This window comes from Rhodococcus sp. 66b, assembly GCF_002076325.1.
Lineage (GTDB): Bacteria > Actinomycetota > Actinomycetes > Mycobacteriales > Mycobacteriaceae > Rhodococcus_F > Rhodococcus_F erythropolis.
The window spans coordinates 215,403-235,470 of record NZ_MUZB01000013.1 but is presented as its reverse complement, the minus strand read 5'-3'; the positions used below and the strand labels follow the sequence as shown (position 1 = coordinate 235,470).

19 protein-coding genes are annotated in these 20,068 nt (G+C 63.7%); 5 read left to right on the top strand and 14 right to left on the bottom strand.

The genetic code is table 11. The annotated features are described in order from the left end of the window. Nucleotides 1-110: 110 nt before the first annotated feature. A complete protein-coding gene (gene cspE / locus B0E55_RS24145; protein ID WP_003946117.1) occupies nucleotides 111-314 on the bottom strand; it encodes a transcription antiterminator/RNA stability regulator CspE in 204 nt (67 codons plus the stop codon). A 456-nt stretch (nucleotides 315-770) separates the two neighbouring features. On the opposite strand from cspE, the gene B0E55_RS24140 reads away from it, so the two are divergent. Beyond that, nucleotides 771-3,059: a DEAD/DEAH box helicase gene (locus tag B0E55_RS24140; RefSeq protein WP_029537450.1), complete on the top strand. Its 2,289-nt coding sequence runs from the start codon at nucleotides 771-773 to the stop codon at nucleotides 3,057-3,059. A gap of 22 nt (nucleotides 3,060-3,081) precedes the next feature. Here B0E55_RS24140 and B0E55_RS24135 read toward each other — a convergent pair whose 3' ends face one another. The 7 genes from B0E55_RS24135 to ssd form a co-directional block, all read right to left on the bottom strand. Further along, complete coding sequence (locus B0E55_RS24135; RefSeq protein ID WP_019746648.1) at nucleotides 3,082-3,432, bottom strand: Rv3654c family TadE-like protein; 351 nt, start codon at nucleotides 3,430-3,432, stop codon at nucleotides 3,082-3,084. Then, a complete protein-coding gene (locus B0E55_RS24130; RefSeq protein ID WP_020968274.1) occupies nucleotides 3,429-3,788 on the bottom strand; it encodes a TadE family type IV pilus minor pilin in 360 nt (119 codons plus the stop codon). The genes B0E55_RS24135 and B0E55_RS24130 overlap by 4 nt, the downstream gene beginning before the upstream one ends. After that, nucleotides 3,788-3,991 carry a DUF4244 domain-containing protein gene (locus B0E55_RS24125; RefSeq protein ID WP_020905984.1) on the bottom strand — a complete coding sequence of 68 codons (204 nt, stop codon included), beginning with the start codon at nucleotides 3,989-3,991 and terminating at the stop codon, nucleotides 3,788-3,790. The genes B0E55_RS24130 and B0E55_RS24125 overlap by 1 nt, the downstream gene beginning before the upstream one ends. 65 nt (nucleotides 3,992-4,056) lie before the next feature. Continuing rightward, nucleotides 4,057-4,641 (bottom strand): type II secretion system F family protein, encoded by a 585-nt coding sequence (locus B0E55_RS24120; protein WP_020905983.1) that lies wholly within the window; start codon nucleotides 4,639-4,641, stop codon nucleotides 4,057-4,059. Next, complete coding sequence (locus B0E55_RS24115) at nucleotides 4,638-5,426, bottom strand: type II secretion system F family protein (RefSeq protein ID WP_080910598.1); 789 nt, start codon at nucleotides 5,424-5,426, stop codon at nucleotides 4,638-4,640. Before B0E55_RS24115 ends, B0E55_RS24120 begins: the two co-directional genes overlap by 4 nt. Then, nucleotides 5,423-6,604, bottom strand: coding sequence for a TadA family conjugal transfer-associated ATPase (locus B0E55_RS24110; RefSeq protein ID WP_080910597.1), 1,182 nt, complete (start codon nucleotides 6,602-6,604; stop codon nucleotides 5,423-5,425). The genes B0E55_RS24115 and B0E55_RS24110 overlap by 4 nt, the downstream gene beginning before the upstream one ends. Further along, entirely contained in the window at nucleotides 6,601-7,695 is a 1,095-nt protein-coding gene (ssd, locus tag B0E55_RS24105) for a septum site-determining protein Ssd (RefSeq protein ID WP_020905980.1), read from the bottom strand. The genes B0E55_RS24110 and ssd overlap by 4 nt, the downstream gene beginning before the upstream one ends. Nucleotides 7,696-8,007: 312 nt before the next feature. Here ssd and B0E55_RS24100 point away from each other — a divergent pair, with 312 nt between their 5' ends. Next, entirely contained in the window at nucleotides 8,008-8,826 is an 819-nt protein-coding gene (locus B0E55_RS24100; protein ID WP_080910596.1) for an HAD-IB family hydrolase, read from the top strand. Nucleotides 8,827-9,216: 390 nt separating this feature from the next. Here B0E55_RS24100 and B0E55_RS24095 read toward each other — a convergent pair whose 3' ends face one another. The 5 genes from B0E55_RS24095 to B0E55_RS24075 form a co-directional block, all read right to left on the bottom strand. Further along, nucleotides 9,217-9,966, bottom strand: a complete 750-nt coding sequence (locus tag B0E55_RS24095; RefSeq protein WP_020905979.1) for a hypothetical protein — start codon at nucleotides 9,964-9,966, stop codon at nucleotides 9,217-9,219. 56 nt (nucleotides 9,967-10,022) lie between these two features. Continuing rightward, a complete protein-coding gene (locus B0E55_RS24090) occupies nucleotides 10,023-11,747 on the bottom strand; it encodes a dipeptide ABC transporter ATP-binding protein (protein ID WP_108912731.1) in 1,725 nt (574 codons plus the stop codon). Between the two features lie 5 nt (nucleotides 11,748-11,752). Then, a complete protein-coding gene (locus B0E55_RS24085) occupies nucleotides 11,753-12,709 on the bottom strand; it encodes an ABC transporter permease (RefSeq protein ID WP_019746638.1) in 957 nt (318 codons plus the stop codon). Continuing rightward, the gene (locus B0E55_RS24080) at nucleotides 12,702-13,628 is read right to left on the bottom strand and encodes an ABC transporter permease (RefSeq protein ID WP_019746637.1); all 927 of its coding nucleotides are present in this window, start codon (nucleotides 13,626-13,628) and stop codon (nucleotides 12,702-12,704) included. Before B0E55_RS24080 ends, B0E55_RS24085 begins: the two co-directional genes overlap by 8 nt. Nucleotides 13,629-13,753: 125 nt before the next feature. Then, nucleotides 13,754-15,370, bottom strand: a complete 1,617-nt coding sequence (locus B0E55_RS24075; protein WP_020968269.1) for a peptide ABC transporter substrate-binding protein — start codon at nucleotides 15,368-15,370, stop codon at nucleotides 13,754-13,756. Between the two features lie 364 nt (nucleotides 15,371-15,734). On the opposite strand from B0E55_RS24075, the gene acs reads away from it, so the two are divergent. Then, on the top strand, nucleotides 15,735-17,666 hold the full coding sequence (acs, locus tag B0E55_RS24070; RefSeq protein WP_019746634.1) for an acetate--CoA ligase: 1,932 nt from the start codon (nucleotides 15,735-15,737) through the stop codon (nucleotides 17,664-17,666). A gap of 37 nt (nucleotides 17,667-17,703) precedes the next feature. Here acs and B0E55_RS24065 read toward each other — a convergent pair whose 3' ends face one another. Continuing rightward, nucleotides 17,704-18,129, bottom strand: a complete 426-nt coding sequence (locus tag B0E55_RS24065) for a MarR family transcriptional regulator (protein ID WP_060939272.1) — start codon at nucleotides 18,127-18,129, stop codon at nucleotides 17,704-17,706. A 107-nt stretch (nucleotides 18,130-18,236) separates the two neighbouring features. Here B0E55_RS24065 and B0E55_RS24060 point away from each other — a divergent pair, with 107 nt between their 5' ends. Beyond that, complete coding sequence (locus B0E55_RS24060) at nucleotides 18,237-19,316, top strand: substrate-binding domain-containing protein (protein WP_080910594.1); 1,080 nt, start codon at nucleotides 18,237-18,239, stop codon at nucleotides 19,314-19,316. Between the two features lie 110 nt (nucleotides 19,317-19,426). Further along, nucleotides 19,427-20,047 carry an AmiS/UreI family transporter gene (locus B0E55_RS24055; RefSeq protein ID WP_019746631.1) on the top strand — a complete coding sequence of 207 codons (621 nt, stop codon included), beginning with the start codon at nucleotides 19,427-19,429 and terminating at the stop codon, nucleotides 20,045-20,047. Nucleotides 20,048-20,068: the final 21 nt, after the last annotated feature.

Below are 20,068 nucleotides of genomic sequence, written 5' to 3'. Positions count from 1 at the left end.
CTCGGACAGAGAAAGACTGGCTCAGCCCGAAAAGATTTGTCCCCCACCGCACGGATGCGATGGGGGACAAATACTGTCCGAACTAATCGCTCAGCGAGTGAGCGGAAAAATCAGACCGCGCGAACGCCGGTAGCCTGGGGACCCTTGGTGCCCTGGCCGACCTCGAACTCCACACGCTGGTTCTCCTCCAGGGTACGGAAGCCGTTGCCCTGAATTTCGGAGTAGTGAACGAAGACGTCTGCGGAACCGTCTTCGGGAGCGATGAAGCCGAAGCCCTTTTCAGCGTTGAACCACTTCACAGTGCCCTGTGCCATGCTTTTCCTTCTCTTTCTAACACCGGATTCGGTGAACAGCCCTTACAGTCCACCGGGCCGGTTCCGACCGCTGTACGTCTTTATTTCCCCCTCAGGAAAGGCAGAGCACCGCGCCCGCAACAACGATCCTGCGAGCGTGCACTTTCTCAAGCCTACGAACACAGAAGCTGCGACCGATTGTCAGTCAACCATGTTCTCCGCGTGCACAACAGTCGAAAAGGGAACTAAAAACGTTAAAAGTTCGCTACGAGAAAAACGGCCCACGATCGTGGCTTCCCGCTTTCGCGCCGACCACCCGGTTCCACCAAGACCGCCGGCCGTTGCGTATCATCAAAACTGCAGGTAGCGACAGTTTCCGATTGCCGCCACACCCCAACGCCGAGCCCGGAGAGTCACGTGAACGCACCTTCCCCGATCCCCGCCCCGGGAGGGAAGCCTGGCGACACCTACGGGCAGATGCTGCTCGATCGCGTCGTCGCCGGGGTCAGTGGAAGCGAAAAACCACTGATGTTCACCGCGCAGTTGCCTGCTCGCGTAGCCGAGTTCACCGAATGGCCGGAGTGGGTGCACCCCAGCGTCGTACGCGCGCTCGCCGAGCACAGCGTGCGGTCCCCGTGGATCCACCAGAGTGAGGCCGCCGACCTTGCTCACGAGGGAAAACACGTGGTCGTGGCCACCGGTACGGCGTCGGGTAAGTCACTGGCATACCAACTCCCGGTGCTGACGGCCATGGCGACCGATCCGCTCGCAACTGCCCTGTACCTCTCCCCCACCAAAGCGCTGGGCTCGGATCAACTGCGAGCAGTGCTGTCCCTCACCGACTTCGACGTCGAACTTCGCAGCACGAACGCCAGTGCGTACGACGGCGACACCTCGCAGGAACTCCGCACCTGGGCACGCGAGAACTCACGCTGGCTCTTCACCAACCCCGACATGATCCACATTTCGCTGCTCCGCACCCATCAGCGATGGGCGCACTTCTTCCGCAACCTGAAATACGTGATCATCGACGAATGCCACTCCTACAGGGGAGTCTTCGGATCCAACGTCGCGCTCGTGATCCGGCGACTTCGCAGGATTGCAGCGCGCTACGGCGCCGAACCTACCTTCATCCTGGCCAGCGCGACCACGGCAGATCCCGGCGCAGCGGCCTCGCGGCTCATCGGCGCACACTGCACCGAGGTCACGGAAGACGGATCGCCGCACGGCCCACGCACCGTCGCACTGTGGGAGCCTCCGCTACTCGAGGCATTGACCGGCGAAAACGGTAGCCCGGTACGACGTCCCGCGGGCGCGGAAGCAGCGCGGATCATGGCTGACCTCATGATCGAGGGCGCCCGCACTCTCACCTTCGTCCGCTCCCGCCGCGGTGCCGAACTGACCGCGATGGCCACCAAACGTCTACTCGCCGAGGTGGACCCGGACCTCGCCGAGCGAGTCGCGTCGTATCGCGCCGGATATCTGGCCGAGGACCGTCGCGAACTGGAAGCTGCGCTCGCCGACGGCACGCTGCTGGGCGCAGCCACCACCAACGCGCTGGAGCTCGGCGTCGACATCGCAGGCCTCGACGCCGTTGTCGTGGCAGGCTTCCCGGGGACCGTTGCCTCGTTCTGGCAGCAGGCCGGTCGCTCCGGGCGACGCGGCGAGGGTTCACTCGTCGTGTTGATCGCCCGCGACGATCCACTCGACACCTACCTCGTTCACCATCCGTCGGCGGTACTCGACAAACCCGTCGAGGCGACGGTGACAGATCCCGGAAATCCGTACGTCCTGGGACCACAACTTCTCTGCGCTGCAATGGAACTCCCACTTTCCGATGTCGAGGTGGACGCTTTCGGGGCTCTCGAGGTTCTGACCAGGCTGTCGGAGGAAGGCAAGATCCGGCGCCGAAAGCACGGATGGTTCGTCACCGCCGATTCGAACCCCCACGGCTCTTTGGACATTCGCGGCGGTATCGGAACTCAGGTGGCCATTGTCGACGGTGAATCCGGCCGGATGCTGGGTACTGTCGATGCGGGCCGCGCTCCGGCCACAGTTCATCCCGGTGCCGTGCACATTCATCAAGGCGAGACCTATGTCGTCGATGAACTGGACCTCGACGTCGGACTCGCATTGGTACACACCGAGAATCCGGACTGGACCACCTCGGCCCGCGAGACCACCGAAATCACGATCACCGAACAACTCGAGCACAAGAACTACGGCGACATCGCCGTCGCTCTCGTCCAGGTCGAGGTGACACATCAAGTCGTCGGGTACCTACGACGGTTGACTTCGGGTGAAGTCCTCGACTCGATCGAACTCGACATGCCCGCACACACTTTGCCCACCAGGGCAGTGATGTACACGGTCACGCCGGAACTACTCGAATCCATCGGGGTGCCGCCCGAACGGTTCCCCGGATCACTGCATGCCGCCGAACATGCCGCGATCGGCCTGCTGCCACTGGTGGCGATCTGCGACCGCGGAGACATCGGCGGCGTATCGACGGCGATGCACGCGGACACCGGACTCCCGACCGTCTTCGTCTACGACGGTCACGCCGGCGGCGCCGGGTTCGCCGACCGGGGGCACAGCGAACTGTCACGGTGGCTCACCGCGACGCGCGACGCCATACTCTCCTGCGAGTGCGCTCACGGATGCCCGTCCTGCGTCTATTCACCCAAGTGCGGCAACGGAAACGACCCACTCGACAAAGACGGCGCGGTCAAGGTTCTGACCGCCGTCATCGATACGATCAGCTGAGACACGATCAGCTGAGACACGATCAGCCGATCGGACCCGCACGAGCGTAGGCCTGCGCATCGCCGATCCCGAAGCCCGACAACAACACCGGTGCACGTATCTCGACAACTACATCCCACCCCTGCACCTCACATTCCGCGAGCACCGTACGCATACGCTCCGCGATCGCCGCGGACTTCGCACACGCAGACGCCTCACCTCCGTCCAAGGCGCCCGCACCGCCGAGAGCCGAAAGATCAGCGGCCGACTGAGCAGTGTGCCGGGCCACCACCGCGGACCCGACATGCAGCATCCCACCAGTCACCATCACGATCGCTGCCAGAACGCAGCACGCCAGAACCGTCGCAACACCTTCGTCGTCACGTAGGTTCACCCCTCTTCCACCCCTGACTCCACAGCTGCCACAGCCTCGGAAGAAATGTCGACCAACGGCAGCAACGTACTCTCGGCGCTGACAACGGCAACGGCAAAGCCGTCAACGATCTCCACCGAGATCGACGCATCTTGGGGTGCGATCCGGCGGGCCGTGGCGACCGCAGACTCACGATCACCACGTGCCACCAACCGCGCGGCCTCACGAGCTGCGTCGACACACCGCACCTGCATCGACACCGCGAGGACGCCACCGATACACAGCACGACCACCGTGACGATCGAAGCCAGAGCAATCGCGGCCTCCACCGTCACGGCGCCGTCGTCGGCTTGCCGAATACCTCTCGTGGACAACATCACACAGCTGTCTTGAGCGCCTTGTCGATGATACCTGTCAGCGCCGAGACAATGGAGTCGCCGGTGACAACCGTGTACAGGACGGCACCGAATGCGGCAGCCGCAATCGTGCCGATCGCATACTCCGCGGTAGACATACCGTCGTCCTCCGTTACCAACAGCGCAAATCTGGCCGACATCGTCCTGAACGTCTTCGAAATCATTTTTCCCCCTTCAATCAAAACCTGTGGCAGCAGTTCTGCCGCAGGAGCTTTCACACGGATCCGGCTCACAACAGGCCATTCCCGAGCACAGTCGTGGCAAGCCCGATCACCACCGGGACGATGCCCAAGGCGATGAACGCCGGCAGGAAACACAGTCCGAGTGGACCGCTGATCAGCACTCCCGCACGTTCGGCCGCGGCAGCAGCCAGATCCTCGGCGTCACCTCGACTGCGCTCGGCGAGTTCGGCCATGGACGAGGACAGCGACGAACCCGAACGGGCGGAACGCCGAGCCATTCTGGCCAGCGCCTCGGTATCGGGATCGAGAGCGGCTTCGCTCCACGCGGCGTCGGGATCAGCACCGAGCGTGAGAAGGTCGGCGACGCGACTGAGCGTGTCAGCCATCGGTTTCGGCGCGGTCGACGCCATCGCTGTGATCGCGGCGGAGACGGGAAGCCCCGCTCGCAGGCAGGCCCCGAGCAGGTCGAGACTTGCGGCAACTGCGAGTGGATCCGGCTTGTCCGGGGCTGCAACCGAATTTTCTGTTGTTGTGTCCGCGAACAGAATTTCTGCCGCCCTGGCCGAAGCGCCGCGGCGAGCGGGAATGATCGCGAGCGCCAACGCGATCATCGCCACGGATGCCCAACTCACGACGTGACCTTCGCAGTTATCCGGTCGGTCCAGAGCAAACCAGCTGAGACACAGGCAGTTCCGATCACGAGCAGCACGCCGCCGAGCCCACCGCCGAACAGCACGCGCAGAGGCGACGCCCCCATCAACTGGCCGAGGCCGATCCCCAGCAGCGGTAGAAAAGCCAGCACCGCAGCCGTCGCCCGAGCGCCCGCCAACCCGGCCTCGGTGCGCTGACGAAAGCGTCTACGCCCCAACATGTCCGTCCGGACCGCGCCGAGTAGTTCAGCCAGAGCCAGACCGTGTTGGTCTGCGACCCGCCAGACGGATCCGATGCGGGAGAACTCACGCTCGATGCACGAATCCGGTACCGCGAAGGCCGCCGCGGCAGAACCACCGAGACGCGCCCTGGCCCCAGCGGACCGGAACACCGCACTTACTTCGCCGCTACATTCCTCGCCTGCAACAGAACTGGCAACTGCAGGATGCGCGCCGACGCTCAGCTCGGCGATCAGCACCTCCAGACCGGAGAGCAGCATCTTCTGTGCGAGGTCCCGGTTTTCGGCCGCCTTCGCGCGGCGCCCACGAAAGATCAAGGTTCCGGCGAGGACAACCGCTGCGCATCCTGCCGACAAGCCTCCGAGAACCCCTGCAGCCGACACCGCGAAAAATGCGGCGACCAACTGCCACGGAATCTGCCGGGAGGGCTTGCGGATGCTCGGGGCGTACGTAGCGAGCCGAGCACGTGAATCCCGCACCGGCGCAATCGAGACCGCCAACGCGAGGACCAGGAAGGAAACTGTCACGTCCCGACCTCTCGATTGCGAAGCCGGAACATCCGCTCGAGCCGCTCACGACCCGAACCGCCGTCCGGCCATGCCTGCATGATTTGTACGTATCCGTCCGCACCGCGATCGATGACGCCGATCTGTTCGAGACGCCTCGATCCGTCGGCCGATCTGTGTACGTGCAGGATCACTTGAACTGCCGCGGCAAGTTGACTGTGCAACGCGTGGCGATCCATACCGCCGAGCGCAGCCAACGCCTCGAGTCTGGCCGGCACCTCTTCGGGCGAATTGGCGTGAACGGTGCCGGCGCCGCCGTCGTGGCCGGTGTTCATCGCCGTGAGCAGATCCGTCACCTCTGCACCGCGGACCTCACCGACGACGATGCGATCGGGACGCATCCGCAGTGCCTGCCGAACCAGATCGCGCACCGTCACCTCTCCGACGCCCTCGACGTTGGGAGCCCTGGCGACGAGGCGGACGACGTGCGGATGCGGCGGCGCTAGTTCGGCCGCGTCCTCGACGCAGACGATTCGCTCGCGCGGGTCGACCGCGCCGAGCATGGCGGACAACAACGTGGTCTTTCCCGCGCCGGTCCCGCCGATCACCAGGAAGGCCAAGCGAGAAGAGATGGTGCGATCGAGGAGTTCGCGCGCGTCCGGTTCCACGGCGCCGTGAGCACACAGCGCGTCGAGACCCTGTGTTGCGGGCCGCAGCACTCGCAGTGACACGCAGGTTCCGCCCTGGGCCACCGGTGCGAGTACGGCATGAAGTCGTACCCCGAAGTGCCCGTCGCCGACGCCCCGCGGACGGCCGTCGACCCACGGTTGGGCGTCGTCGAGGCGTCGACCTGCCGACAGTGCCAACCGCTGCGCCAGTCGACGCACGGCTGCCTCGTCGGTGAACCGGACCCCGGACCTTTCGAGGCCGACCCCGCGGTCCACCCAGACCTGATCCGGCGCGGTCACCAGTACATCGGCGACACCGGGTTCGTGCAGCAGTGGTTCGAGCGGCCCTGCGCCTGTCAGTTCCGTCTGGAGCACCCTGACGACCTCCAACAGATCCGTGTCCGCCAGAACGCCAGAGGACTCGGCTCGCACGGCGTCGGCAACGGTGGCCGCCGTCGGCTCGGCGACCGACGACGCCGTCAGCCGCTCGCGAACTCGGTCGAGCAGTTCTGTCGTGACCAACGCGCTCATGCCGCAGCCCTGCGCGGGCGTGCGCCGGATTCGACGGCGTCGAGTACCGCTGTTGCCACCGCACTCAGCGGACAGCCTCGGGTCAATTCGAGGCCACCGCGCTCGAGCATCGGCGCCAGCGAGCGGTGGCCGCGCATCACGGCCGTCAGCGGCAGGCCGAGCATGTCTGCCACATCGGCGCCGCGTAGGCCTCCCGGCGCCGGCCCACGCACGACGAGCCCGACATTGGAGTTGTGTCGCACCACCCAGGCTCCGACCTTCTCGGCAGCGACGCACGCAGCCACGGTGGCCGGAACCACCACGAGAACCAAATCCGACATCTCCAACGCGGCCTGACCTACCTCGCTGGGATGACGTGGCACGTCGCAGACCACGAGTCCGCCGGAACTGCGACCTGCGTCCAGCACGGCGCGAACGGCGGTCACTGTCGGACCGTCGATCTCGCGGCGACTGCTCGCCAGAACCCTCAGGAACTTTCCCTTTGCCGGCAGGGCATCGCGCAGCGCATCCGGGGCCAGCCGCCCGCCCTCGACGGTCAGTGCACCCCAACGCAATCCGGGGGTCGTCTCGATGCCCAACAGCACATCAGCGCCGGAGCCGAGTGCGTCGACGTCCACCAGTAACGTCGGGACGTGACGTGCCGCCGACGTCAACGCGACAGCCGCAGCTGTTGCCGAGGCTCCGCCGCCACCACAACCACCCACCACGCTCACGACGGTGCCGTCACCACTCACGTCTACGTGGTCGGCCAGAACTGCGACCAGTGCGTTCTCCTCTTCCGGCAAGGACAGAACGCTGTCGGCTCCGATCGCGGTGGCGCTCTTCCAGTCGTCGACGGTCGGTGTGCCGTCGCACACGAGGAACACTCGCGTTCGTTTAGGGGAACGAGTCAGAGCATCCCGCGCAGCCGACGCGTCCAACACGACCGCCGAGGCCCGGTTCCACTGTTGCCGGGAAACGGGATGCTCGGCCTCGTCCAGACAGCGATCCACCGCGGCAGCGACGCGGCGCACGCTCGCGAGGACCTTCGCGTCGTCGACGAGAACCAGAATGGGAGCCCCGGTTTCCCGAGAGTTGATCGTCGTGTTCATGACTGCAGAGCCTGAACGAGCACCGGCACCGAAAACAGTGGGTCGAGAGAGCCTGTGGACAACTGGGAAGTTGTGGAGAAACAGGCCTGAGACAGAGGACGACCCCCGCCAATGGGGGGAGGAGGCGGGGGCCGTCTGAGTTCAGCCCCGGGGGGTCGGGCTGAACTAGTTCGAACGAATCGAACAGCAACGATCTTACACCCGCCATTGGCGAGAAATGCAAGCCTGAGCTGCACTGAACTGCTGTTTTTCGCCGAAAGAGGACGCTTGCCGAGGAGCACACGAACCGCCTGTCGGACTATCCTCATTCCTGTGACCGACAAGCCTGCGAACGGACTGAATACCGGGCGGACAGCCGCTTTCTTCGATTTGGACAAAACGATCATCGCGAAGTCGAGCACCCTGGCGTTCAGCAAGCCATTCTTCGCCCAGGGTCTGATCAATCGACGCTCGGTTCTCAAGAGCAGCTATGCGCAATTCCTGTTTCTTCTGTCCGGCGCCGATCACGATCAGATGGAGCGCATGCGCGAGCACCTGACTGCGATGTGCGCGGGCTGGGACGTGGAACAGGTGAAGGCCATCGTCGCGGAGACTCTGCACGACATCGTCGACCCACTCGTCTTTGCCGAGGCGGCCGATCTGATCGCAGATCACAAGCTGCGTGGACACGACGTCATCGTGGTGTCGGCGTCGGGCGAGGAGATCGTCGCGCCGATCGCCCGCGCCCTCGGCGCCACCCATTCCGTCGCGACGTCGATGAGGGAAGAATACGGCCACTACACCGGCGAGGTCGACTTCTACTGCTACGGTCCGGGCAAGGTCGAAGCGATGGAAAAACTCGCCGCGGAATACGGCTACGACCTCGCCGCCAGTTACGCCTACTCCGACTCGGTGACCGATTTGCCCATGCTCGAGGCGGTCGGACATCCCACCGCAGTCAACCCCGATCGTGCATTACGCAAGGAAGCGGCCGTAAACGGTTGGCCCATACTGACTTTCTCGAACCCGGTCTCGCTTCGCGCGCGATTGTCGGCCCAGTCCACGACGACGGTCGCCACAACTGCAGCGGTGGGAATCGCAGCTCTGGTGGCCGGCGCCATGACCTTCGGGCTACTGCGTCGGAAACGCTGAAATCCAATGCCCACAAACAAAAATTGGTACTTGCTGTGAGCCCGGACACAGGGTACAAAGGAGTTACGGAAGAACGGAAGGCCAGGAACGGCTCGGAAGAGAAGGACCGTTTCCCCAACCGAAATTCCTAGCACGGGCACTAGGGCACCCACGCGGAGCACAAGCCACTATAAGGGCAGAAGCGTTGTGGGCCTGCGAGATTCGTTCAATTTGAGCGAGGACCCCGCACCGGTTGCGGGGACGACCTCAGAAAGTGCGATCCCTCGCCGAGGCCACCCACACAACCCACCGAGCACGCTTGGTAACGAGTAGTCCGTGCTGACGGGCGGCGAAGTCGATTTATCGGCAGCGCCGCCCGTTCGTTATGTGCCGGCCCCGCCCTGTTGCAGACTATCCAGTCGCCGCGTCGGCGATCGAAGTCGCTTCTCGCGCACCGGCTTCGAGAGCTCCGCAGCACAAGATCACCCAACTGCCGACACCCGCTGGATTTCCCGAAGCGAATCCAGCCGCGCCGTCCGTGTACGCCTGCGGCCGCCGAAGCCAACTGACCTCGGGGACTCCCAGATTGTGCGGATCCAACCCGGACGAGACCGCAACCAGACGCGAAGCCGCACGTGCAACAATGCCGTCAGCGGTGCCGAACGGGCTCAGCGCCAAGAGTTCTCCGTGCACGACGGCCGCCAGAACCGGCGCCGGTGCACTGGTTCCGCCGGTAACGAGTTGCGCGAGAGCGTCCAACCGCTCCCCCACTCCGCGATCCGAACGTGGCCGCCCCAGTTGATCCGCGTCCTCGACGAGGTCTGCCGCGGCCAGCAGGTGCAGCCGGGCCAAAGCCTGCAGCGGGGCGCGCTTCCACGTCGACTCCATGAGGGGAAGACTGTCGCCGTCCAGAGCCTGAGCCACGCGCAGAGCACCCGCGAGAATCGGATCACCGGCCATGCCCTCGGCCGGCAATTCGGTGGTGCCACCGGCCAGCGATGCGGAAGCTCGCGCAGCGCGAACCGCGGCTTCGGCGGCAGTGGTGGGCCAACCGCGACGGTTGGTCTTGTGCCGATGAACCTCACCCAGAGCGTCGCGCGCATGATCGGCGGCGGCGCGTACGCCTGGAAGATCGACGAGGGGCTGCAAGGGGTCCGTCACGATCAACGACGGTACCCTTGCAGCCCCTCTGCGGACTTGCCTACCTACCTGTTGCGTCAGCTTCCCAGCGTGATGGACCCGCCGGGAATCGCGTCGAGCAACTTGCGGGTGTAGTCCTGTTGCGGATTGCCGAACACGTCGTCGATCGGTGCCGATTCGACGATCGAGCCACGCGACATCACCAACACGTTGTCCGCGATCTGACGAACCACGGCCAGGTCGTGCGTGATGAAGAGGTACGTCAACCCGAACTCTGCCTGCAGGTCGTTGAGCAGGGTCAAGATCTGATCCTGCACGAGCACGTCGAGAGCGGAGACCGCCTCGTCGCAGATCACGACCTCCGGTTGCAGTGCCAACGCTCGCGCAATTGCGACGCGCTGACGCTGTCCGCCGGAGAGCTCGTTCGGGAACCGTCGCATGACCGACTGGGGCAGACCGACCTTGTCGAGAAGTTCGCGGACGCGAGCCTCCCGTTCTGCTTTGGTCCCGACCTTGTGGGTACGCAGCGGCTCTTCGATCGTGCGGTAGATCGAGTACATCGGGTCGAGCGTGCCGTAAGGGTTCTGGAAGATCGGCTGCACTCGACGACGGAACGCAAAGGTTTCCTTCGCTCCGAGTTTGGACACGTCCTGACCGTCGAAGACCACGTTGCCTGCGGTGGGCTCGAGCAAGCCGAGAACCATCTGCGCGACCGTCGACTTACCGGAACCCGATTCGCCGACGATTGCAGTCGTGGTTCCGCGGCGGACCTTGAAGGACACGTCGTTCACGGCTGTGAAGTCGGTGGTCTTGCGGAAACCCTTGCGCAGCTTGAACACCTTGGTCAGATGATCGACGACAAGAACGTCGTCGGTCGCCTTGCCGAAGGACTCTGCCGCACTTTCCTCGGCCTTCACCGCTTCGGCGACCTCTTCCGCCTGTTCGCGAATCTCGGCGCGTGCCACTGATGAGCTGAGCCGCTTCGACGCCAACGACGGCGCAGCAGCGACCAGCTTCTGCGTGTACGGATGCTGCGGGCGCTTCAGAATCTCCAGCGCCGGACCGGATTCGACGATACGACCCCTGCTCATCACGATCAGATGCTCGGCGCGCTCGGCGGCCAAGCCCAGATCGTGAGTGATGAGCAGAACGGCGGTGCCGAGTTCCGTTGTCAGACCGTCTAGGTGATCGAGGATCTGACGCTGGACCGTGACGTCGAGCGCCGACGTCGGCTCGTCCGCGATCAGGAGCTTCGGACGAGCGGACAACCCGATCGCGATGAGTGCGCGCTGACGCATACCGCCCGAGAACTCGTGCGGGTACTGCCCCAACCGGCTCTCGGCCTCCGCGAGTCCTGCCTCCTCGAGCAGTTCCGCAGCCCGAACCTTGGCTGCCTTGCCCTTGGCGATCCCGTTGGCGGCCAGTGCTTCCTCGATCTGGAAGCCCACTTTCCACACGGGATTCAGATTCGACATCGGGTCCTGCGGAACCAAACCGATCTGGCTTCCCCGGATGTGGACGAAGTCCTTCTCCGAGACCTTCGAGATGTCCTTGCCGTCGAAGATGATCTCGCCTGCCGTCACCTTGCCGGTGCCGGGAAGCAGATTGATGATCGAGTGTGCGGTAGTGGACTTACCCGAACCCGATTCGCCGACGATCGCGACAGTCTGACCCGGGTAGACGGTCAGGCTGACGCCTCGAACTGCCGGAACCGGACCGGAATTGGACTGGAAAGACACCTCGAGATCACGAATCTCGAGCAACGGAGTTTCCTCCGAGGTGAGAGTTTCCTTGGTGGTCATCGTGCTCACCGCTTCCGCGACTTGGGATCGAGGGCGTCGCGCAGAGCGTCACCCATCATGATGAATCCGAGAACGGTGATCGCCAAAGCCGTTGCCGGGTAGAACAGAATGGTCGAACCCTGACGCAGCGTCACCTGAGCGTTGCTGATGTCGCCGCCCCACGAAACCTCGGTGGACGGAAGACCGATACCGAGGAAGGACAGCGTCGCCTCGGCAACGATGTACGTACCGAGCGAGATGGTGGCGACCACGATGATGGGCGCCAACGAGTTCGGGATGACGTGGCGGATCAGTGTCTTGAGCTTCGAGACACCCAACGCTTCCGAGGCCATGACGTAATCGTTGTTCTTCGCCGAGATCACCGCGCCTCGAGCGATTCTTGCCATCTGCGGCCAGCCGAAGAGCGCCAGCACGCCGACGACGGTCCAGATGGTGCGATCGGTGAACAGCTGCATCAGGACGATGGCAGCCAGGATCAGCGGGATGCCGAAGAAGATGTCGGCGACACGGGAGAGGATCGAATCGGTCCATCCGCCGTAGAAACCGGACAGCGCGCCGAAGATCACGCCGATCACCAGCACCGACGCCGTGACACCGACGCCCACGAGTACGGATGCGCGAGCACCGTAGATGGTGCGCGAGTACACGTCACAGCCCTGGCGGTCGAAACCGAACCAGTGCCCTGAGGTCGGCCCCTGCATGCTGTAGGTCAGGTCGCAGAACCGCGGATCGGTGCTCGTGAACAAGCTCGGAAACGCTGCGATGACGATGACCGCGAGGATGATGATCGTCGAGATGATGAACAGGGGGCGCTTGCGTAGGTCGCGCCACGCATCGGTCCACATGCTGGTCGGCGCCTGATCGAGTTTGACGGCGTCCGTCTCCCCCGGTGCCGCAACTTCGGGCGGTGCCACGAAATGACTTTGCCGGACTGCGCGTCCGGTCTTCACGGTCTCAGACATAGCGGATCCTCGGATCGAGCGCGGCGTACAAGAGGTCGACGAGCAGATTCGCGATCAGGTAGATCACGATCAGGATGGTGACGAACGAAACCACCGTCGGCGCTTCACCTCTGGTCACGGCCTGGTAGATCGTGCCACCGACGCCGTTGATGTTGAAGATGCCCTCGGTGACGATGGCGCCGCCCATCAACGTTGCGAGGTCGGCACCCAGGAACGTGACCACGGGGATCAGCGAGTTGCGCAACACGTGCACGCGAACCACTCGTCCACGGGAAAGTCCCTTGGCGGTAGCGGTGCGGACGTAATCGGCAGTCAGATTCTCCGCCACGGACGTTCGGGTCAGTCGCAGTACGTACGCAAACGAGACCGAACCGAGAACCAGGGCAGGGAGCAGGAGATTGGTGAAGCTGGTGTTGCCACCGACCGTCGGCGGGACGATGCCCCATTTGACGCCGATGAAGAACTGAGCCAGGAAGCCGATCACGAAGATCGGGATGGCGATGAGAACGAGGCTGAACAGCAGGACGGTGCTGTCGAAGAATCCGCCCTTACGCAGGCCCGCGATGAGGCCGAAGCCGACACCGAAGACCGTCTCGACGATCAGTGCCATGAAGGCAAGTTTCATCGTGATCGGAAATGCCTGTGCCAGAACTTCACTGACAGGTCGTCCGGAGAACGACGTGCCGAAGTCCAGCGTGAAGATGCCCTTCAGGTACAGCAGGTACTGCTGATAGAAGGGGAGATCGAGGTGGTAGCGCTCCCGAAGCTGTGCTGCCACAGCCGGACTGAGCGCCTTGTCGCCCGCCAACGCGGCAATCGGATCACCGGGAAGCAGGAAGACCATGGCGTAGATCAGAAGAGTGGCCCCGAGAAAAACCGGGATCATTTGAAGCACTCGGCGACCGATGTACCAGAGCATCGGATCACCTCCTTGTCGATGATCGTGTACGTCAGCGGACAGTCCGGTGTGAACACGAGTTCGGGACGGCAGGCAGGGCGCCTGCCGCCCCGAACTCACGTTTCAGATGCGGATCGTTCTACGCGTCAGTTCTTTTCGATGTCTTCGTAGACCGGAACACCGTTCCAGCTGATGGTCACGTTGGAAACGTTCTCCGACCATCCACTGGCAGCGTTGCGGTACCACGTCGGAACTGCGGGCAGGTCCTTGAGCAGGACTTCCTGGGCCTGATCGAGCAGTTCCTGAGCCTTCGCCTGATCGGTCTGGCCGGCCGATTCGCGCAGGAGGCGGTCGAACTCGGGGTTGGAGTAGTCACCGTCGTTGGAGCTGCCGCCGGTCTGGTAGTTCTGCGCCAGGAAGCCGTACTGCTGCGGGTAGTCGCCCTGCCAACCGGAGCGGAAAGAGCTCTGGATGGTGCGGTCGGTGGCTTCGGTGCGGATCTGAGCGAAGGTGGCGTACTGCTTGCCCTTCGCGTCGATACCGAGGGTGTTGCGGATGCTGTTCGCCGTGGCATCGACCCATTCCTGGTGTCCGCCGTCGGAGTTGTAGGCGATCTCGAAGCTGCCGGACCACGGTGCGATGGCGTCGGCCTTGGCCCAAGCAGCCTTGGCCGCCTCGGGATCGAACTTCACGTTGCTGTTACCGGTCAGCGAGTCGTTCCAGCCCTTGATTGCGGGGCTGGTGAAGTCGAGTGCAGGCGTCCTGGTCTTGTTGAAGATCTGCTGGGTGATCTGATCGCGGTTGATCGCCATCGAGATCGCCTGACGGCGGAGCATGCCCTCTTCGCCGCTGAAGTGCGGCAGGCGACCCGGGATCGTGAACGTCTCGATGGTTGCCGACGGCTGGTTGACGGTGCGTCCGGGCAGGTCCGACTCGAAGGTCGTGACGGCGCTCGGAGGAACCTGGTCGAGAACGTCGACGTTGTTGGCCAGGAGATCGGTGTACGCCGTGTCGAGGCTGTTGTACATGATGAAGTCGACGCCGGCGTTCTTCGGCTTACGGTTGCCGTTGTAGTCCGGGTTCACGACGGTGTCGATGCGGACGTTGTGCTGCCACGCGCCGGTTCCGTCGAGCTTGTACGGGCCGTTGCCGATCGGGTTCTCACCGAAGGCGGTCATGTCCTTGAACGCGACCTCGGGCAGCGGGTAGTACGCCGTGAAGCCGAGGCGATCGGGGAACGCCGACTCGGGCTGCTTGAGTTCGATGGTGAAGGTGGAGTCGTCCACAACCTTCAGACCCGACATGGTCTGTGCCGTCGGAACCTCGGCGGCAACTTCGTCGTAGCCCTTGATCGGATCGAAGAACGATGCCTGAAGCTGAGCGTTGGTGGAGAGGGCTCCGTAGTTCCACGCGTCGACGAACGACTTCGCGGTGACGGGGGTGCCGTCCGTGAATGTCCAGCCGTCCTTGAGCTTGACGGTGAAGTTCTGACCGTCGGTGCTCTCGATGGACTCGGCAACCTCGTTCTCCGTACCGCCGTCTGCGGTGTACGAAACGAGACCGGAGAACAGTGAGTCGAGGACGCGGCCGCCCATGTTCTCACTCGTGTTCGTGGGGATCAACGGGTTCTGAGGCTCGCCCGCCCAGGCGTTGACGACGCCACTGGACGATCCGCCCGACGAATCGCCGGACGAACATGCCGTGATCAGCACTGCCGTCATTCCGAGCGCGACCGCGCCGGTCGCTATGCGTGAGATACGCAAAGGAATTCCTTCCACATCTAAGTGACCCCGAGCATGCTCGCGGCCTGCCGACAGCCGTAACTGCCGGCGTCGTGTCGCCTACAACTGAAAGTGAACGTGACTTCGAGTTGCGGTCGAATAATGGTTTGACAATAGACACATCGAACCCGAAGCGCGCACCGCACCCATTGTTGGAAAATTGGGGGTAATTGAATTCGGACACATTCATTCGTCGGCGGAAGTGACCACCCGTCGCATCGATTCGACCGATCGTCGCAGGACAACGGGTTGCAACGTGATGCAACGGTGCGTTTGAGCGAGCTTGTGACTACCCTCACACGGAGTCAGAAAAGTGTCGATCAATGTGGAAAGAAGGCCGTCAGCCATGACAAGCGCAGCCGAAACAGACGTCCCCCAGGCATATCCGCCGAGCGCAGAGTTCGCTGCGGCCGCCAACGCGGGACCGGAGTTGCAGGCTGCCGCAGATACCGACCGCCTCGCTTTCTGGGCGAATCAGGCTGAGCGCCTTCACTGGCACGAGAAATGGACCGACGTCCTCGACTGGACCGACGCCCCCGTCGCCAAGTGGTTCGTCGGCGGCAAACTCAACGTCGCCTACAACTGCGTCGACCGCCACGTCCTCGCCGGCAACGGCGACCGCGTCGCCATTGCATTCGAAGGCGAACCAGGCGATTCCCGGAATCTGACCTACAACGACCTCCTCGCCGAAGTCAGCCGCGCCGCAAACACTTTCACCGACCTCGGCCTCGTCGCCGGTGACCGCGTCGCGATCTACATGCCGATGATCCCCGAAGCGATCGTCACCATGCTCGCCTGCGCCCGCCTCGGACTGACCCACTCGGTCGTCTTCGCCGGATTCTCCGCCACCGCCCTACGCTCACGCATCGACGACGCCCAAGCCAAGCTCGTCGTCACCGTCGACGGCCAGTGGCGACGCGGCGCCGCAGCACCCATCAAAACAGCGGTCGACGAATCCGTCGCCGGAGCCGACTCCGTCCAGAACGTGTTGGTGGTCAACCGGACCGGCATCGACGTCGAGTGGACCGACGGCCGCGACCTGTGGTGGCACGAGACCGTCGCGCAGGCCTCGCCCGAGCACGAAGCGCAGGCCTTCGACGCCGAACATCCCCTGTTCATCCTCTACACCTCCGGCACCACCGGTAAGCCCAAGGGCATCATCCACACCTCCGGCGGCTATCTCACCCAGGCGTCGTACACCCACCACAACGTCTTCGATCACAAAGCGGGACAAGACGTCTACTGGTGCACCGCCGACATCGGCTGGGTCACCGGACACTCCTACATCGTCTACGGCCCCCTCTCCAACGGCGTCACCCAGGTCGTCTACGAAGGCACCCCCAACTCCCCGAACGAGCACCGCCACTTCGACATCATCGAGAAGTACGGCGTCTCCATCTACTACACCGCACCCACCCTCGTGCGCACGTTCATGAAGTGGGGCCGGGAAATTCCCGACGCCCACGACCTGTCCTCGATCCGTTTGCTCGGATCTGTGGGTGAGCCCATCAACCCCGAAGCGTGGCGCTGGTTCCGCGACGTCATCGGCGGCAACAAGGCCCCCATCGTCGACACCTGGTGGCAGACCGAGACCGGCGCGATCATGATCTCCCCGCTGCCCGGTATCACCGCCACCAAGCCCGGATCCGCGATGGCACCACTGCCGGGCATTTCCGCGAAGATCGTCGACGACGACGCCAAGCCCCTCGGCCCCGGCGGCAACGGTTACCTCGTCCTCGACGAGCCGTGGCCGGCGATGCTCCGCGGCATCTGGGGCGACATGGACCGCTACCGCGACACCTACTGGTCCCGCTACGCCGAAGAAGGCTGGTACTTCGCCGGTGACGGCGCCAAGTACGACGACGACGGCGCCCTCTGGGTCCTCGGCCGCGTCGACGACGTCATGAACGTCTCCGGTCACCGCATCTCCACCTCCGAGGTGGAGTCAGCACTGGTCAACCATCACGGAGTCGCCGAAGCTGCCGTCGTCGGTGCCGCGGACGAGACCACCGGACAGGGCATCGTCGCGTTCGTCATCCTGCGCGAAGGCGTCGAGAACACCGGCGACGTTCTGATCGCCGAGCTCAAGGCGCAGGTCTCCACCGACATCAGCCCCATCGCCAAGCCGCGTCAGATCACGATCGTGCCGGAACTGCCAAAAACCCGATCCGGCAAGATCATGCGCCGCCTCCTGCGCGACGTCGCCGAAGGCCGCGACCTCGGAGACACCTCAACCCTGGTCGACCCCAAGGTATTCGACGCAATCCGCGGCAAGTAAGGCCTTCGGCCCCCGTGCGCCTTTCTGGTAGTCCCCACTACCGGAAAGGCGCACAGGGGCGGAGCCCCTCTCGCAACTTCACTTCCTCTTTCGACGTCAGCCAGGACTCCTCGGCCACGCGAATGTCTGCGGCAACCCGCTTGTGCAGAGATTTTCCGCGCGAGGAGAGAAACACGCGTACCTTCCGGCGATCGTCCTCACCGACCTCCCGATAGATCAGCGCAAGCGAGACCAACTTGTCCGCAACTCGCGTCAGCGTCGGAGCCGGTGTTCCCGTTCGATCGCGCAGCTCAGCCATCGTCAGCCCCTCGGTCGACGCCAGGGCTTCGAGCGTCATCCAGTGATCGAGAGTGAGATTCTCAGCCGCCAGCGCTTTCTCCGCCGCTGCCGCGGCCATTCGAGCCGCTCGGACCAGCGTGGTCGTCAGCGAAGCATCAAGAATTCCGGAGTCACTTTTTCCCACTGATCGCTCCCCCGCTGTTGCGTACTTCACACTTCTCGGGCAATACTTTCAAATGAAATGATAGTAACCCAGGCCAGGCCGCTGACTTCCGATTCCGGCGGCGACGCATGAGCGCTACCGGCGCGCTCGAACGCGCGCGCAGCGCCGTGTGGCGCCTGGGCATGGTGCTTCCCCTCCAAGGGCCGGCCGGACTGTTCGGTCCGTCGTGTGAGGCGATCAGCGAATTGGCCGCCCGCGATCTCAACAACTCCGGCGGCGTACTGGGACGCGAAGTCCAGATCGAAGTGATCGACGGCGGCGCTTCGCCGGGCGTCGTCGCAGCCCGCGTGCAACAGCTACTCGACGCAGGTGACATCGACGCCGTGAGCGGTTGGCACATCTCCTCGGTCCGCCACGCACTCGCACCGGTGGTCGCAGGCCGTATTCCGTACTCGTACACCTCGCTCTACGAGGGCGGCGAGGTCAGACCAGGAATCTACTGTTCAGGCGAAACACCACGACAGCAGATCGCGCCGGCACTGAAGTGGCTGCGCGACAACGTCGGAGCGCGCAAGTGGTTCGTCGTCGGCGACGACTACATCTGGCCTCACAGCTCGCTCGGGGCCGTGAGGCAATTCGCCACCGAACTCGACCTCACCCTGGTCGGCGGTTCGTTTGTCGATCTGGGGCGCGGCAACATGAAGCAGTTGGTCGAGACCGTCTCGAACTCCGGTTGCGACGGCGTGATCATGCTCCTCGTCGGACAGGACGCCGTCGACTTCAACCGAGCCTTCGGCCGCCGAGGCCTCGACGAGTCGATGATCCGGTTCAGCCCGTTGATGGAAGAAAACATGCTGCTCGCAAGCGGCCCCCGCGCAACCCGGAACCTGTTTGCCTCGGCAGCGTACTTCCGCTCGATGGTCGACGGTAACTCCATGGACCTGCTTGGGCGCTACATCGCACTGCACGGCGCGCACGCCCCGGCACTGAACAACGCTGCCGAGTCGTGTTACGAAGGGATACATACCCTTTCGGCCCTGGTTCGACGCGCCGACAGCACCCACCCGCACGCCCTGGACGCCGTCGTCGAAGGCGCCGCGTACGACGGGCCTCGCGGAACCGTCGAGTTTCGCGATCGCGTTGCACGACAGAAGATTCAGCTGGCCGTCGCGGACGGACTCGACTTCTCGATCATCGCCACCCTCTGAAACCTTCCCCTGAGATCCACCTCTTGACTTCTGTGGCGCGCATCACTTAGTTTCATTTGGAATCATTTCATTTGAAAGTAACCCGTCCCGAAAGTAACCGGAGGTGCCCGATGGGCAGTGTTGGTTTGCTTTACGTGGGAGCCGTCCTCTTCGTCAACGGACTGATGCTGCTCGGCACAGTTCCCGTTCGATCCGCCTCGGTCCTCAATCTCTTCGTCGGCGCACTTCAATGCGTCGTCCCCACCGTTTTGTTGATTCAGGCACAGGGAGATTCGAGCGCCGTCCTGGCGGCCTCAGGCCTCTACCTGTTCGGATTCACCTACCTCTACGTGGGAATCAGCAATCTCGCCGGCTTCGAACCGGAAGGAATCGGGTGGTTCTCACTGTTCGTCGCGTGCGCCGCGCTCGTGTACTCCTTCCTCTCGTTCACGGTGAGCAACGACCCCGTCTTCGGGGTCATCTGGCTCGCATGGGCAGCACTGTGGACGCTGTTCTTCCTGGTACTCGGCCTCGGCCGTGAGAACCTCAGCCGCTTCACCGGCTGGGCAGCAGTCCTGCTGAGCCAGCCCACCTGCACAGTTCCCGCCTTTCTGATCCTGACCGACAACTTCCACACCACACCCGCGGTAGCCGCCGGCTGGGCCGGAGCGCTTCTGGTTCTCCTCGGTCTGGCCAAGATCCTCGCCGCACCCAAAGCCGCAGTTCCCCAGACTCATCCAGTCTTCAACTGATCCACACAACCAAGGAGTGAA